This window comes from Blastococcus sp. SYSU DS1021, assembly GCF_054050995.1.
The window spans coordinates 78,853-91,628 of the sequence record NZ_JBJHAL010000004.1; the positions used below are offsets into that span (position 1 = coordinate 78,853).

The following is a 12,776-nucleotide window of genomic DNA, read 5'->3' on the forward strand; positions in this document are numbered from 1 at the left end:
ACGGCCGGACGGCCGCTCCTGTTCCGGGTACCCGGCAAGACCGGCGTCAGGGCTGCCAGTTGCCGGTGGCGACGATGACGAGTCCGGGTGCGGGGACGTCGGCTACCTCGAAGAAGCGCGGGGCGGGGCCGGCGAGGTCGGGGAACTGGTCGACCAGCTGGAGCGCGGCCTGGCGCTGCTGCTCGTCCCCCTCGGTGAAGAAGACCGTGGTGGCCGAGACGTCGGTGCCCGGGTAGGCGCCCACGCCGGGCGACTCCCAGCCGCCGGAGACCACGGCGCCGGAGATCGTGGCGGCAAGGCCGGCGATGTTCGTGGCGTTGAGAACGGTGACGGGGACGCGCACGGGGGTGGTGATCGGCGGCTCGACGACGATGGGCTCCTCGGGCAGCGGCGGCAGGGCGGCGGTGGGGACCGCGACGGTGGGCACACTGGCCGGTGCGGGAGCGGCGGCCGCGGCCTCCTCCTTCTCCGGGGCGGTCACCGTGTAGACGCCGAGGACGGCACCGGCGACGACGGCCATGGCGACCAGGCCCTTGAGCACGCGGCGCGGCTTGCGCTCGGGCTCGTCGTCGAAGATCACCTCGGGCGTGCCGCTGCGCTTGGCCGCCTTGCGGCGGGCGGCGTCGGCGGCCTGCCGCTCGGCGCGGTAGGCGGCGCGGCCACCCTTGACCGCCGCGGCGCCCGCGGCGGCGGCATCCACCTCGCGCTCGAGGTCGTAGCCGGCCTCGTCATTGCCGGCCTCGGCGTAGCGGGCCTCGTCGTAGCCGGCCTCGTCGTAGCCGGCCTCGTCGTCGAGGTCGCGGCGGGCCTTCGCACCCCGCTCGGGGATCGCGGTGGTGGCCGGCGCGTGCGGCATCTCCGGCGCAGCACCCAGGCCGAGGCGCGACCGCCCCGTCTCGTCGCTGCGCGAGGGCTTGGTCCAGTCGCCGTAGGAGGAGGCGGGCGCACCGGACGGCGTGGTCTGCCGCGGCACGCGAGGAACCAGCGGCGCGGGCCCGCGCCGCCCGAGGCCACGGGCCGGTCCGGTGGTGACCAGGGGCTCGTCCTCGACGAGGAGCCCGGCGGGCGCCGGGCTCACGACCCTGCCGGAGGGTTGGGCAGCCTGCTGCGGCGGCTCGCCGGCGGACACGGGTGCCAGGACGTCGGCGCCGCGAGCCGGCACCGGGACCTCCCCGAGGGCGGCGGGAGCGGGGGCGGGGGCGGGGACCGCGGCGAACGGTGCGGCGCTGGTGCGCGGAGAGGGGGCAGCAGCAGCGCGGGGGCCGGCAGGCACGGGTGGCAGCGGCAGGCGGGAACGGGAGATCTGCCGGGCACCGTCGGCGGCGGGCACGTCCGCCCGGACGTCGCGCCGGAGGGCCGCCCGGTCGCGCCCGGGCGCGGTGGGGTGGTCGCTCAGGCCGGCACCGGACCACGCACCCTCAGGGGTATCGGTCCTGCGCCGCCCAGCGGCTGCAGACGCGTTCCCCTGATCCAGTCCGTCACTACCTGACGCGGCGTGCCTGCCCACGGTGACCGAATCTAATCGATGTCATTCCCGATGCCCAGGACCTTCACCGAACGCGTTCGCTGCCGTGCCGTGCGCAACCGGCGGAGACGCCGGACCAGGAGCGGATCGGCGGCCAGCGCCTCGGGGCGTTCGACCAGCGCGTTGAGCGCCTGGTAGTACCGCGTCGGCGTCGTGCCGAACAGGTCGCGGATCGCCGTCTCCTTCGCGCCGGCCCGCCGCCACCACTGGCGCTCGAAACCGAGCATCTCGTGCTCGCGCCGCGTCAGGCCCACGCCTCCGGCCTGCACGGACTCCTCCCCTGACCCGTCGGCCCGGGGCGGGGAGACCACGGGGGCTGGGTCGCTGCTCATGGGTTCGACCATCTCCTGACCTGCTCTGCCGACCGGGAACCCCGGCGGCTCGAGGACGACGGTAGCGCCGCCCACCGACGTTTCCGGCCGGCCCGCCGAGGCGGGTCCGACTGCCCGTCAGGGGGTGGCGACCACCGCGTCGCGGGCGGCTCTGCGGGCCCCGGCCCGGGCGTGTCGCCACGTGTCGGCGGTGAAGACCGCCAGGGCGACCCAGACGATCACGAAACCGGCCAGCCGGGCCGGCGGCATGGGCTCGTCGTAGACGAAGACGCCGATCGCCAGCTGCATCAGCGGCGTCAGGTATTGCAGCAGACCCACCGTCGACAGGGGGATGCGCCGGGCCGCCGCGGCGAACAGCAGCAACGGCACCGCCGTCGCCACCCCGGCGCTGGCCAGCAGCAGGGCGTGCCCGGTGCCCGCGTTGGCGAACGTGCCGGTCCCGTCGGAGTGCAGGACCGCGAGGACCACTCCCGCGGGGACCGCGACCAGCGCCGTCTCCAGGAAGAGCCCGGGCGCCGCCTCGATCGACACGAGCTTCTTCATCAGGCCGTAGAGGCCGAAGGACAGGGCCAGGCCGAGCGCGATCCACGGCGGGCGTCCGTAGTCGATGGTCAGCACCGCGACGGCGACCGCGGCGGTGCCGACGGCCACCCACTGCAGCGGGCGGAGCCGCTCGCTGAAGACGACGACGCCGAGGAGGACGCTGACCAGCGGGTTGATGAAGTAGCCGAGCGAGGCCTCCACGACCTGCCCGGAGTTCACGCCGTAGACGTAGATCAGCCAGTTCACGGCGATCAGCACGGCGGCGCCGGCGAGGATCAGCAGCGTGCGCGGGCTGCTCACCGCCGCCCGGACGTGCCCCCAGCGCCGGACGACGCACAGCAGCAACCCGACGAACAGCAGCGACCAGAGCACCCGGTGCGCCACGATCTCCAGGCCGCTCGCGGGCTCCAGGAGCGGGAAGTACAGCGGGAAGATGCCCCAGAGCGCGTAGGCGCCGAGCCCGGAGACCACCCCCAGGCGACGCTCGTCCACGGCGGCACCGTACGCCCGGCGGGAACGCCGGCCGTACGCGACCGGATCGGCCTACCGTCGGGGGCGTGAGCAGGCAGCGACCCGGACCCCTGCAGTGGGTCTGGTACGCCTACGGCGGAGGGCTGCCCCGCGAGCTATCGCCCTGGGTGCTGGCCGACACCACCCGCAGCACCTGGGTGTGGCGCCACCTCGCCCGGGCGGTCGTGCAGCTGCTGCCGCTCGTCGTGCTGTGCCTGCTCGTGGTGCCCGTCCCGCTGGTCTACCGGGTCTCCGCCGCCGGCGGCGGCCTGCTGCTCGGGCTGCTCTTCTCGCTGGCCTACATGGTGGAGACGATCGAGCACCGCGTGGCCAAGGCCGGGTACGAACCGGGGACGGCGGCCCGGCTGCGGGCCGAACGCGCCGAGCGGGCGCGAGTGGAACGGCTCTCGCCCTACCGGCGCGACGGCGCGGGGAGCTTCGACTGAGCCGCCCGCCCGGCGCTCAGGACCAGCGCCGGAGCACCTCCACGGCGGTGGTGCCGCCCGGCGCGGGCGGGGCTACCGGTGGCGGCGGCGCCGTCCGCGAGAACCGGGGCGCCGGGGACGCCTGCTGGACGCCCCCGAGCTTCGCGTACGTCCCCCGGGCGACCAGGTGCGGGTGCACGGCGGCCTCCTCGTAGGAGAGCACTGGCGTCACGCAGGCGTCGGTGCCGGCGAACAGCTCGGCCCACTCGTCGCGCGTCCGGCTCGCGAACGTTCCGGTGAACACCTCCCGCATCCGGGGCCAGCCGGACCGGTCGTCCTGGTCACCCAGCGCCGCGGCGTCCAGGCCGAGCCCGGCGAGCAGGGCGGCGTAGAACTGCGGCTCGAGGGCGCCCACCGCCACGAACCGCCCGTCGGCGCAGGCGTACGTGTCGTAGAACGGCGCCCCGCCGTCGAGGAGGTTGGCCTGCCGCTCGTCGCGCCAGCCTCCGAGGCCGCGCATGCTGAGCACCAGCTGGTTGAGCAGGACCGTGCCGTCGACCATCGCCGCGTCGACCACCTGCCCCCGCCCCGAGCCGGACCGCTCGAAGAGGGCGGCGAGCAGCCCGACCAGCAGCAGCATCGAGCCGCCGCCGTAGTCGCCGACGAGGTTCAGCGGCGGGGCCGGCGGCTGGCCGGCCCGGCCCATGGCGTGCAGCGCGCCGGTGAGGCCGATGTAGTTGATGTCGTGTCCGGCGGTCCGCGCCAGAGGGCCGTCCTGCCCCCACCCGGTCATCCGCCCGTAGACCAGGCGGGGGTTGCGCGCCAGGCATTCGTCCGGGCCCACGCCGAGCCGTTCGACGACCCCCGGCCGCAGCCCCTCGATCAGCACGTCCGCGGCCTCGGCCAGCGCGAGCACCGTGGCCCGCCCCTCGTCGGACTTGAGGTCGGCCGCCAGCGAGCTGCGCCCGCGCTACCCCCAGTCGACCCCGCCCCCCGGCGGGCCGGGTCGCTCCACCCGGACGACGTCGGCGCCCAGATCGGCCAGCACCATCGCGGCGTGCGGCGCGGGGCCGATGCCGGCGAGCTCGACCACCCGCAGCCCGGCCAGCGGACCGCGCGACACCCCGTCCCGGCTCACGCCGCGCCACCGCGGCGCACAGTGGCCTGCTCGCGCACCCGCCGGATCAGGACCGCGGGCGCTCCGACCGTGTGCGCGGCGATGTCGACGTAGTTGTGCGCCAGGTCCTGCGCGGACAGCGGCCCTCCGGGGCGGTACCACGTGGCGATCGCCTGGAACATGCCCAGCAGCGCCCGGGCGGTGTCCTTGGGGGACGTGACGTCGAAGAGCCCCGCGGCCTCCCCCGCCTGCAGCGTGTCGACGAGCATCTCCTCGATCCGCCGGCGCTTCTCGCTGTAGGCCGACCGGTTCTCCGGGCCCAGCGAACGCAGCTCGGCGTCGACGCCGGCGATCTTCGTGCTGTGCGCCATGTAGAGCACGATCGCCTCGACCAGGTTGAGGAAGCGGTCGGCCGGGTTGTCCCCCGCATCGGCCAGCGCCGCCTCGCACATCCGGGTCAGCCGGAGGATGCCGGCGTCCAGGAGCGCGAAGAGGATCGCCTCCTTGTTCTCGTGGTGGTAGTAGAGCGCCGGCACGGTCACCCCCACCCGTCCGGCGATGTCCCGCACGGAGGTGCCGTGGTACCCGTGCTCGTTGAAGGCGTCGAGCGCCGCGGACAGGATGGGGCTCATCTCGAGGGCGGGCACGCTGCGCCAGCGCCCCCGGGTCATCAGCTCGTCGTCCTCCCGGACCGCGGTCATGGCACCCCTCTGTCCCGCCGGCGGGCGCCTCGCCCACCGCTCACCTGAGATTAACGAACGCTCGGTATCGGCGATCCCGCGTGCGTGCCGTCTACCCACCTGGGGGGGAGAGGCATCCCGGCCTCACCGGGTCCCCAGCGCGGCCAGGCCGGCGGCGACCAGCTCGGGCACCACCTCGGCTGCCCGCCCGGCGTCGCGCCCGGAGTCCGCGCCGGCGCGGGCCCGGTGCGCGATGCCCTCGGCGATCACGGCCAGCTTGAGGTGTGCCAGGCCGAGGTAGAACGGCCAGTGGCCCAGGTCGCGCCCGGCCAGCCGGGAGTACGTCTGCGCGAGGTCGTCCGCCGAGGGCAGCCGGGGGCTGGTCCAGGCCGCCGGCAGGCCCAGGATCACGTCCAGGGCCGGGTGGCGGTAGACGCACATCAGGGCCACGTCGGTGAGCGGGTCGCCCAGCGTCGACAGCTCCCAGTCCACCACCGCCCGCACCGTCGCGGGCCGGGTGCGGTCGAGGATGACGTTGTCGATCCGGTAGTCCCCGTGCACGATCGCGGTCCCCGCGGACGGCGGGACGCCGTCGGCGAGCCGGGCGTGCAGCCGCTCGAGATCCGGCAGCTCGCGCCCCCGGGTGCGGTCCCACTGGCGGCGCCACAGCGCGACCTGCCGGGCCAGGAAGCCCTCCGGCCGACCGAAGCCGGCCAGCCCGACGGCCCGGACGTCGACGGCGTGCAGCGCGACCAGCACGGCCATCAGCGAGGTGCTCACCTCGCCGACCACCTCGTCGGGGAGGGTCGCCAGCTCGTCCCGGTCCCGGACGACCAGGCCCTCGACCCACTCGACGACGGTGAACGGTGCGCCGAGCACGCCGTCGTCCTCGCACAGCGAGACCGGGCGCGCCACCGGCACCGGCGTCCCGTGCAGGGCGCTGGTCACCCGCCACTCCCGCACCATGTCGTGCGCCGAGGCGGTCAGCCCGGCCAGCGGTGGCCGGCGGACCACCCACCGCGTGGCGCCGTCGGTCACCGCGTACGTCAGGTTGGACCGGCCCCCGGAGATCAGCTCCGCCCGCAGCGGGCCCGCCGGTCCGGTCCCCGTGGAGACCAGGTGCGCCCCCAGCCTCTCCAGGTCCAGCCCCGGCGTGGCCGTCACCGTCGCGGCCCCGGCCGGGCGGGGACGCCCCCGGTCACCGCCCCACCCAGCGCGGGTCCCGCTTCTCCGCGAACGCCCGCGGACCCTCGGCGGCGTCGGCGCTGGCGAACACGGTCGCGGTGGCCTCCTCGTTGGCCCGCCACGGATCGGTGCCGGTCCAGGACTCGTCCCAGTCGGAGCCGCCGCCGCTGGTGCGGTGGAGCATGCGCTTGGTGTGCCGCACCGACAGCGGCGCGTTGACGGCGATCCGGCCGGCCAGCTCCAGCGCCGCGTCGAGCACCTGCTCCGGCTCGACCACCGCGTTCACCAGACCCCACTCGAGGGCGGTGGCCGCGTCCACGCCGTCGCCGGTCAGCGCCAGCTCCAGCGCCCGCTTCAGGGGCACCTGGCGCTGCAGCCGGACGACGCCACCGGCGGCCGCGAGCAGCCCCCGCTTGACCTCCGGCAGGCCGAAGACCGCTCCGGACGACGCCACGACCAGGTCGCAGGCCAGGGCGATCTCGGTACCACCGCCCATGGCGAAGCCGTTGACCGCGGCGATCACCGGCTTGTCGATCCAGTGCCGCACCAGCCCGGCGAACCCCCACTCGGGGTGCCCGTCCGCGGCCACGGAGCGCTGCGCGGCCAGCTCCTTGAGGTCAGCGCCGGCGCAGAAGGCGCGCCCGGTGCCGGTCACGACCACCACGCGGACCTGGTCGTCCGCCGCCGCCTGCTCCAACGCCTCACCGACGGCCGTGGCGAGTGCCGCGTTCACCGCGTTGAGCGCGGCGGGCCGGTCGAGCGTGATCAGCCCGACGTGGCCGCGGACCTCGTACCGCGCCGCCGGCTCGGCGGCAGCAGCCGCGCTCACCGGGTGCCCAGCGCGTCGTGGGGGCCGTAGCCCCCGAGCAGCGGGATGCCGCGGTCGGCGATCAGCTCGCGGTCGGCCTCGAACAGCGGGTGGCCGGCGGCCCCCAGGTCGGTGCTCATGTCCGGTCTCCCCGAGGTGGGCGTCAGAGCCGCTCGATGATGGTGGCGTTGGCCAGGCCGCCGCCCTCGCACATCGTCTGCAGGCCGTAGCGGCCGCCGGTGGCCTCCAGGTGGGCGAGCATCGTCGCCATCAGCCGGGTGCCGGAGCCACCCAGCGGGTGGCCCAGCGCGATCGCGCCGCCGTTGGGGTTCAGCCGCTCGGGGTCCGCCCCCAGCTCCCGCTGCCAGACCAGGGGCACCGGCGCGAAGGCCTCGTTGACCTCGTAGGCGTCGATGTCGTCGATGGACAACCCCGAGCGCTCGAGCACCTTGCGGCTGGCCGGGATCGGGGCGGTGAGCATGAGCAGCGGGTCGTCGCCGGCGAGGGCGAAGGTGTGGAAGCGGGCCCGGGGGGTCAGCCCCAGCTGCTCCGCGGTGTCCTCGCCCATGATGAGGGCAGCGGAGGCGCCGTCGGTCAACGGCGAGGAGTTGCCCGGGGTGATCTTCCAGTCCAGGTGGGGGTAGCGCTCGCGCATGGCCGGGCTGTCGAAGGACGTCCTCAGCCCGGCCAGCCCCTCGGCGGTGGTGGAGGCGCGCACCGTCTCGTCCTGGTCGTGCACCGTCTCCGCACCGTCGGCACCGATGACCGCGACCGGCACGATCTGGTCCTTGAACTGGCCGGCCGCAGCCGCTGCGGCGGCGCGCTGGTGGGACCGGGCCGAGAACGCGTCGAGCTCCTCGCGGGTGAGTGCCCAGCGGTCGGCGATCAGCTCGGCGGAGACACCCTGGTTCACCAGACCCTCGGGGTAGCGGGCGTGCATCGAGGGGCCGAGCGGGTCCTCCCCCACGGTGGCGACGCCCATCTTGACGCGGCTCATCGACTCCACGCCGCCGGCGACCACGATGTCGTAGGCGCCGGCCATGACACCCTGCGCGGCGAAGTGCAGGGCCTGCTGGCTCGAACCGCACTGCCGGTCGACGGTGGTGGCCGGCACGCTCTCGGGCCAGCCGGCCGCCAGCACGCCCTGCCGGCCGATGTTGAGCGACTGCTGCCCGACCTGGCTCACGCAGCCGGCGATCACGTCGTCGACGCGGGCCGGGTCGAGGTCGGACCGCTCGGCGAGGGCCCGCAGCACCGTCGCGAGCAGCTCCACGGGATGCGTGCCGGAGAGAGCCCCGCCGGGCTTCCCCTTGCCGGAGGCGGTGCGGACGATGTCGACGATCACGGCGCTTCTCATGACGGTTCTCCCTGGTTGGATCGATCACGGTCCCCGGTGGGCGCGAGCAGCGCGTCGTGCTCGCCCGGCGCCGGGGTGTGGGGGTCGGCGGTGGTGTCGAGGCTCGAGTGCCGGGCCGGCGTCCGGACGACGTCGACGGCCTGGCCCGCCTGTCGGATGGTCAGTTGCAGGCCGCGGCGGGCGTCCGGCTGCGAACCGACGACATACGGCCGGTCGGCGAGGTGGCTCGGCGACGTCGTCGCGCTCATGGGCTCCTCCGTCGAGCGGCTGTGTTGACATAGCGATAGCTAAGTACCGAGCATGAGCCCCCGGTCCCGGGCCGTCAAGACACCGACCCGCGGCCGGTCACCCCACACCACCGGCGAAGGTGGCCAGCCGCCCGTGGATCAGCTCGTGTGCCTCGCGGATCATGCGGTCGAGCACCTCGGCGACGGCGGGGACGTCGTGGACCAGCCCCTGGCTGATGCCCGACGTCCAGATGCCGCGCTCCAGATCGCCCTCCTCGAACACCAGCCGGCCGCGTGCGCCGGCGACGAGGTCGCGGACGTCGTCGAAGGCGCCGCCGTCGGCCAGGATGCCGACGACCTCGCGGCTGACCGTGTTGCTCGCCACCCGGGCGGTGTTGCGCAGCGAGCGGAAGATCAGCTCGGTGTCGCGCTCGGTGGCCTCGACGATCCGCTGCTTCACCGCGTCGTGCACCGGGGACTCCTGGGTGCACAGGAACCGGGTGCCCATGGTGACGCCCTCGGCGCCCAGCGCCAGGGCGGCCACGAGGCCGCGGGCGTCGGCGATGCCGCCGCACGCCACCACCGGGATGCTCACGGCCGAGGCCGCGGCCGGGACGAGGACCAGGCCGGGCACGTCGTCCTCACCCGGATGCCCGGCGCACTCGAAGCCGTCGATGCTGATCACGTCGACGCCCTCGGCCTCGGCGCGCCGGGCGTGCCGGACGCTGGTGCACTTGTGCACCACGGTGATCCCGGCGTCCTTGAAGAACGGCATGTGCTCGGCCGGGTTGGCGCCGGCGGTCTCCACGATGCGGACCCCCGAGGCGGCGATGACGTCGCGGTACTCGGCGTAGGGCGGCGGGTTGATCGACGGCAGGATCGTGAGGTTGACGCCGAACGGGCGGTCGGTCAGGTCGCGGCACCGGGCGATCTCCTCGCCCAGCGCCTGCGGGGTCGGCTGCGTGAGGGCGGTGATCATCCCCAACCCACCGGCGTTCGACACGGCGGCGGCCAGCCCCGCCCGCCCCACCCACTGCATGCCGCCCTGGATCACCGGGCGGTCGATGCCGAGGAGCCGGGTGAGGCGGGTGGCCAGCCGCGGCGCCGGTGCCGTGCGGGTCACCGCGGCGCCATCCGGATGGCGCCGTCGAGGCGGATCGTCTCGCCGTTGAGCATCGGGTTGCCGACGACGGCCGCCACGAGGTCGGCATACTCCTCCGGCTGACCGAGCCGGCTGGGGTGCGGCACCTGGGCGCCGAGGCTGGCCCGCAGGTCCTCGGGCAGGGCGCCCAGCAGCGGAGTCTCGAAGAGCCCGGGCGCGATGGTGACGACCCGGATGCCGTAGGAGGCGAGGTCCCGGGCGATCGGCAGCGTCATGCCGACGACGCCGCCCTTGGAGGCGGAGTAGGCGGCCTGCCCGATCTGACCGTCGAACGCGGCGACGGAGGCGGTGTTGACGACCACCCCGCGCTCCTCGCCGTCGACCTCGTTGCCGGCCATGGCGGTGGCGCCCAGGCGGATCACGTTGAAGGTGCCGATCAGGTTGACGCCGACGACGCGGTCGAAGTCGGCGAGCGGGAAGGGCCCCTTCTTGCCGACGGTCTTGTTGGCGGCGCCGATCCCGGCGCAGTTCACGACGACGGCGAGCGTGCCCTCGTCGTTGGCGGCGTCCACGGCCGCCTGGACGGCCGCCTCGTCGCGGACGTCGGCACCGGCGAACCGGACAGGGTCGCCCAGCGCACCGAGGGCCGTCTGGTCCGCGGTGGGCAGATCGAGGGCCACGACGCGGGCACCGCCGGCCACGAGCCGTCGGACGGTGGCCAGGCCGAGACCGGACGCACCCCCGGTCACGAGCGCGGTCTTTCCCTGCAGTTGCACGATCAGCCTCCCGACGCGAATACCTATACCTAGCGCTCGCTAACCTAGGCGCGCGTCGGCCGTAGGGCAACGGTCTGCAGCGTGGCGCCCACCGCCCGCGCACCGACCGGGGCGACGACGGGCCAGGGGCTCGGGTCCGGCCCGGGCCGGACTCCGGCGCCGCCGTCGGTGGCCGCGGGCAGGGGTTCTCCGCGGTGCCCGTGCGGAGAGGCCGGACGCCGGGCACGGCACCACCGTGGAGCCGACGAGGGGACTCGAACCCCTAACCGCCCGATTACAAGTCGGGTGCGCTACCAATTGCGCCACGCCGGCGGGACGTGGGGACAGGTCCCGGGCACGAGTCTAGGGACAGCGCCGACGAGAACTCCGCCGCGTCGGCGACGCGGCCGGGGCCGATGGACAGCACGCCGAGCCAGGGCATCGTCTCGGCGGCCTCCGGATGGACGGCGGTGGACGGCGGCAGGGGCCGCAGGTCAGGCGGCCTCGGTCTCCGCGGTGGGGTCGGCGGGCGGCGGTGAGCTGCGGACGAAACCGGCCGGGTCGGCGCTGCCGAGCGGGGCGGCGGCGAGCCAGCGGGCGAACCCGGCCGGGTCGCGGCGCTCCAGCTCGTCGAGGACCTGCGCCCGCCGGGCGACCAGCCGCTGCCGCACCGCGGGCGCCAGCGGTCGCTGCAGCTCGGCGCTCGTGCGCCGCCACTCCTCGCCGAGCGTGGCGGTCGACGCGCCCGCCACGGCGGTGGACGGCGTCCAGCCGGTGGGCACCGGACCGGCGCCCACCGACGTCACCGGGCGGGCCGGTGCGTCGCGGCGGTCACGCAGCCAGCGGAGGGCAGCCCAGCCCGCGGCACCGAACCCGATCAGCAGCAGCGCCGCCGCTCCTCCGGCGAGCACCGCCGTTCCGCTCACCACCAGCAGCACGCCGACCGTCACGGCCGCGGCCTGCCCCGCCACCTCGAGCGTCGACCGGCGCGTCGGCCCCGGGGTCTCGCGGGCGACGCCGGCGGCGACGCACCCGGCCAGCGCCCCGGAGACGCAGACGGCCACCAGCCCGGGGCCGCGCAGCGCGATGCCGCCGACGACCGCGATGACAGCGGCACAGGCCAGGCCCAAGCCGATCACGAACCTGACGAGAGGACCACGGAGGGGCACGGAGAGCTCCACGGGGGCGACGGGGGCGGGCACCGGGCCGCGGGAGTGCACCCGCGCCCCAGGCACCGCCACTACCCGCCTCCGGGCACCGATGCACACGGGATCCGGCCCGATCCCCCACCTGGCCTGGGCCCGGGGAGCACCGGGCAGGATCGGCGTCGTGGGGTCCTCCGTGGTCGACGTCGATCTCCGGCTCGGCGTCGTCCTGGTGGCCCTGACCGCGCTGGCCGCCACGGGCGGTCGCCTGTCCGGGCTCGGCGAGGACCGGTCGGTGCTCGTGGCGGCAGTGCGCGCCACCGTGCAGCTCGCCGTCGTCTCCACCGTCCTGCTGGTCGTCGTCGAGTCGCTGTGGCTCTCCGCCGTCTTCGTGCTGCTCATGGTCTCGGTCGCGAGCGTCACCGCCGCCGGCCGGGCCACCGGCCTGCCGCTGCGCTCCCCCGGAACGGCGCCACGGCTGGCCGCCGTCGCCGCTCCGGTGGTCGGCGGCGCCGGCCCCGTGGTCGCGCTCGTGCTGGCCAGCGGGACCGTGCCGCTGCGCGGGGAGGCGGTCATCCCCATCGCCGGCATCCTCATCGGCGGCGCGATGACCGCCACCTCCCTGGCGGGTCGGCGGCTGCGCGAGGAGCTGGCGCAGCGGCGCGGCGAGGTGGAGGCGGCGCTCGCGCTCGGGCTGCTCCCCCGGGACGCGGTCCTGCTCATCGGCCGCCCGGTCGCCGGCACCGCGCTCGTGCCGCCCCTCGACCAGACCCGCACCGTCGGGCTGGTCACCCTGCCCGGCGCCTTCGTCGGCGTGCTGCTGGGCGGCGGCAGCCCGCTCGAGGCCGGCGCGGCACAGCTGCTGGTGCTCGTCGGGCTGCTGGCCACGGAGGTGCTCGCCGTCTGGGCCGTCACCGAGCTGGTCGCCCGGGGCCGGGTGCTGCCGGTCCCCCGGTGATCCGGGCATCCAGGAAGCTCACAGCCAGCCTCCAGCGTTGCGCCAGTGGCGGGGCCGACAGTGGGTTCCGATGCAGCGGCCGCACGGCCGCGAGGAGAGGAACGGAC

General features: G+C 75.5%; 14 protein-coding genes, 1 tRNA gene and 1 pseudogene. 2 read left to right on the top strand and 14 right to left on the bottom strand.

Annotated elements, in window-relative coordinates; genetic code table 11:
- Positions 1–46: 46 nt before the first annotated feature.
- The 3 genes from ACI8AP_RS04300 to rarD all read right to left on the bottom strand — a co-directional run bounded on the left by ACI8AP_RS04300 (position 47) and on the right by rarD (position 2,892).
- The gene (locus tag ACI8AP_RS04300) at positions 47–1,078 is read right to left on the bottom strand and encodes a LytR C-terminal domain-containing protein (protein ID WP_456588099.1); all 1,032 of its coding nucleotides are present in this window, start codon (positions 1,076–1,078) and stop codon (positions 47–49) included.
- 440 nt (positions 1,079–1,518) lie between these two features.
- Positions 1,519–1,857, bottom strand: a complete 339-nt coding sequence (locus ACI8AP_RS04305; protein WP_456588100.1) for a DUF3263 domain-containing protein — start codon at positions 1,855–1,857, stop codon at positions 1,519–1,521.
- A 117-nt stretch (positions 1,858–1,974) separates the two neighbouring features.
- Positions 1,975–2,892, bottom strand: a complete 918-nt coding sequence (rarD, locus tag ACI8AP_RS04310; RefSeq protein WP_456588101.1) for an EamA family transporter RarD — start codon at positions 2,890–2,892, stop codon at positions 1,975–1,977.
- Between the two features lie 65 nt (positions 2,893–2,957).
- On the opposite strand from rarD, the gene ACI8AP_RS04315 reads away from it, so the two are divergent.
- Positions 2,958–3,356, top strand: a complete 399-nt coding sequence (locus tag ACI8AP_RS04315; protein ID WP_456588102.1) for a DUF5313 family protein — start codon at positions 2,958–2,960, stop codon at positions 3,354–3,356.
- A gap of 16 nt (positions 3,357–3,372) precedes the next feature.
- Here the strand turns inward: ACI8AP_RS04315 and ACI8AP_RS04320 are convergent.
- The 11 genes and pseudogenes from ACI8AP_RS04320 to ACI8AP_RS04370 form a co-directional block, all read right to left on the bottom strand.
- Positions 3,373–4,473, bottom strand: a pseudogene (locus ACI8AP_RS04320) (CaiB/BaiF CoA transferase family protein).
- Complete coding sequence (locus tag ACI8AP_RS04325) at positions 4,470–5,153, bottom strand: TetR/AcrR family transcriptional regulator (RefSeq protein ID WP_456588103.1); 684 nt, start codon at positions 5,151–5,153, stop codon at positions 4,470–4,472. The pseudogene ACI8AP_RS04320 and the gene ACI8AP_RS04325 overlap by 4 nt, the downstream one beginning before the upstream one ends.
- A gap of 123 nt (positions 5,154–5,276) precedes the next feature.
- Complete coding sequence (locus ACI8AP_RS04330) at positions 5,277–6,296, bottom strand: phosphotransferase family protein (RefSeq protein WP_456588104.1); 1,020 nt, start codon at positions 6,294–6,296, stop codon at positions 5,277–5,279.
- Positions 6,297–6,330: 34 nt separating this feature from the next.
- A complete protein-coding gene (locus ACI8AP_RS04335; RefSeq protein ID WP_456588105.1) occupies positions 6,331–7,146 on the bottom strand; it encodes a crotonase/enoyl-CoA hydratase family protein in 816 nt (271 codons plus the stop codon).
- Positions 7,143–7,265, bottom strand: a complete 123-nt coding sequence (locus ACI8AP_RS04340; protein ID WP_456588106.1) for a hypothetical protein — start codon at positions 7,263–7,265, stop codon at positions 7,143–7,145. Before ACI8AP_RS04340 ends, ACI8AP_RS04335 begins: the two co-directional genes overlap by 4 nt.
- Before the next feature lie 23 nt (positions 7,266–7,288).
- The gene (locus tag ACI8AP_RS04345; protein WP_456588107.1) at positions 7,289–8,482 is read right to left on the bottom strand and encodes a thiolase family protein; all 1,194 of its coding nucleotides are present in this window, start codon (positions 8,480–8,482) and stop codon (positions 7,289–7,291) included.
- The gene (locus tag ACI8AP_RS04350; protein ID WP_456588108.1) at positions 8,479–8,730 is read right to left on the bottom strand and encodes a hypothetical protein; all 252 of its coding nucleotides are present in this window, start codon (positions 8,728–8,730) and stop codon (positions 8,479–8,481) included. The genes ACI8AP_RS04345 and ACI8AP_RS04350 overlap by 4 nt, the downstream gene beginning before the upstream one ends.
- 97 nt (positions 8,731–8,827) lie before the next feature.
- Entirely contained in the window at positions 8,828–9,832 is a 1,005-nt protein-coding gene (locus ACI8AP_RS04355) for an NAD(P)H-dependent flavin oxidoreductase (RefSeq protein WP_456588109.1), read from the bottom strand.
- Positions 9,829–10,587 carry an SDR family NAD(P)-dependent oxidoreductase gene (locus ACI8AP_RS04360; protein ID WP_456588110.1) on the bottom strand — a complete coding sequence of 253 codons (759 nt, stop codon included), beginning with the start codon at positions 10,585–10,587 and terminating at the stop codon, positions 9,829–9,831. Before ACI8AP_RS04360 ends, ACI8AP_RS04355 begins: the two co-directional genes overlap by 4 nt.
- A gap of 236 nt (positions 10,588–10,823) precedes the next feature.
- Positions 10,824–10,899 (bottom strand) — tRNA-Thr (locus ACI8AP_RS04365).
- A gap of 161 nt (positions 10,900–11,060) precedes the next feature.
- Complete coding sequence (locus ACI8AP_RS04370; RefSeq protein ID WP_456588111.1) at positions 11,061–11,705, bottom strand: hypothetical protein; 645 nt, start codon at positions 11,703–11,705, stop codon at positions 11,061–11,063.
- Positions 11,706–11,895: 190 nt separating this feature from the next.
- Here ACI8AP_RS04370 and ACI8AP_RS04375 point away from each other — a divergent pair, with 190 nt between their 5' ends.
- Positions 11,896–12,669 carry an ABC transporter permease gene (locus ACI8AP_RS04375; protein WP_456588112.1) on the top strand — a complete coding sequence of 258 codons (774 nt, stop codon included), beginning with the start codon at positions 11,896–11,898 and terminating at the stop codon, positions 12,667–12,669.
- Positions 12,670–12,776 lie beyond the last annotated feature (107 nt).

Coding starts and splice junctions, on each gene's coding strand:
- ACI8AP_RS04305 (WP_456588100.1), bottom strand. CDS start 1,857: ATGAGCAGCGACCCAGCCCCCGTGGTCTCCCCGCCCCGGGCCGACGGG.
- ACI8AP_RS04325 (WP_456588103.1), bottom strand. CDS start 5,153: ATGACCGCGGTCCGGGAGGACGACGAGCTGATGACCCGGGGGCGCTGG.
- ACI8AP_RS04340 (WP_456588106.1), bottom strand. CDS start 7,265: ATGAGCACCGACCTGGGGGCCGCCGGCCACCCGCTGTTCGAGGCCGAC.
- ACI8AP_RS04345 (WP_456588107.1), bottom strand. CDS start 8,482: ATGAGAAGCGCCGTGATCGTCGACATCGTCCGCACCGCCTCCGGCAAG.
- ACI8AP_RS04350 (WP_456588108.1), bottom strand. CDS start 8,730: ATGAGCGCGACGACGTCGCCGAGCCACCTCGCCGACCGGCCGTATGTC.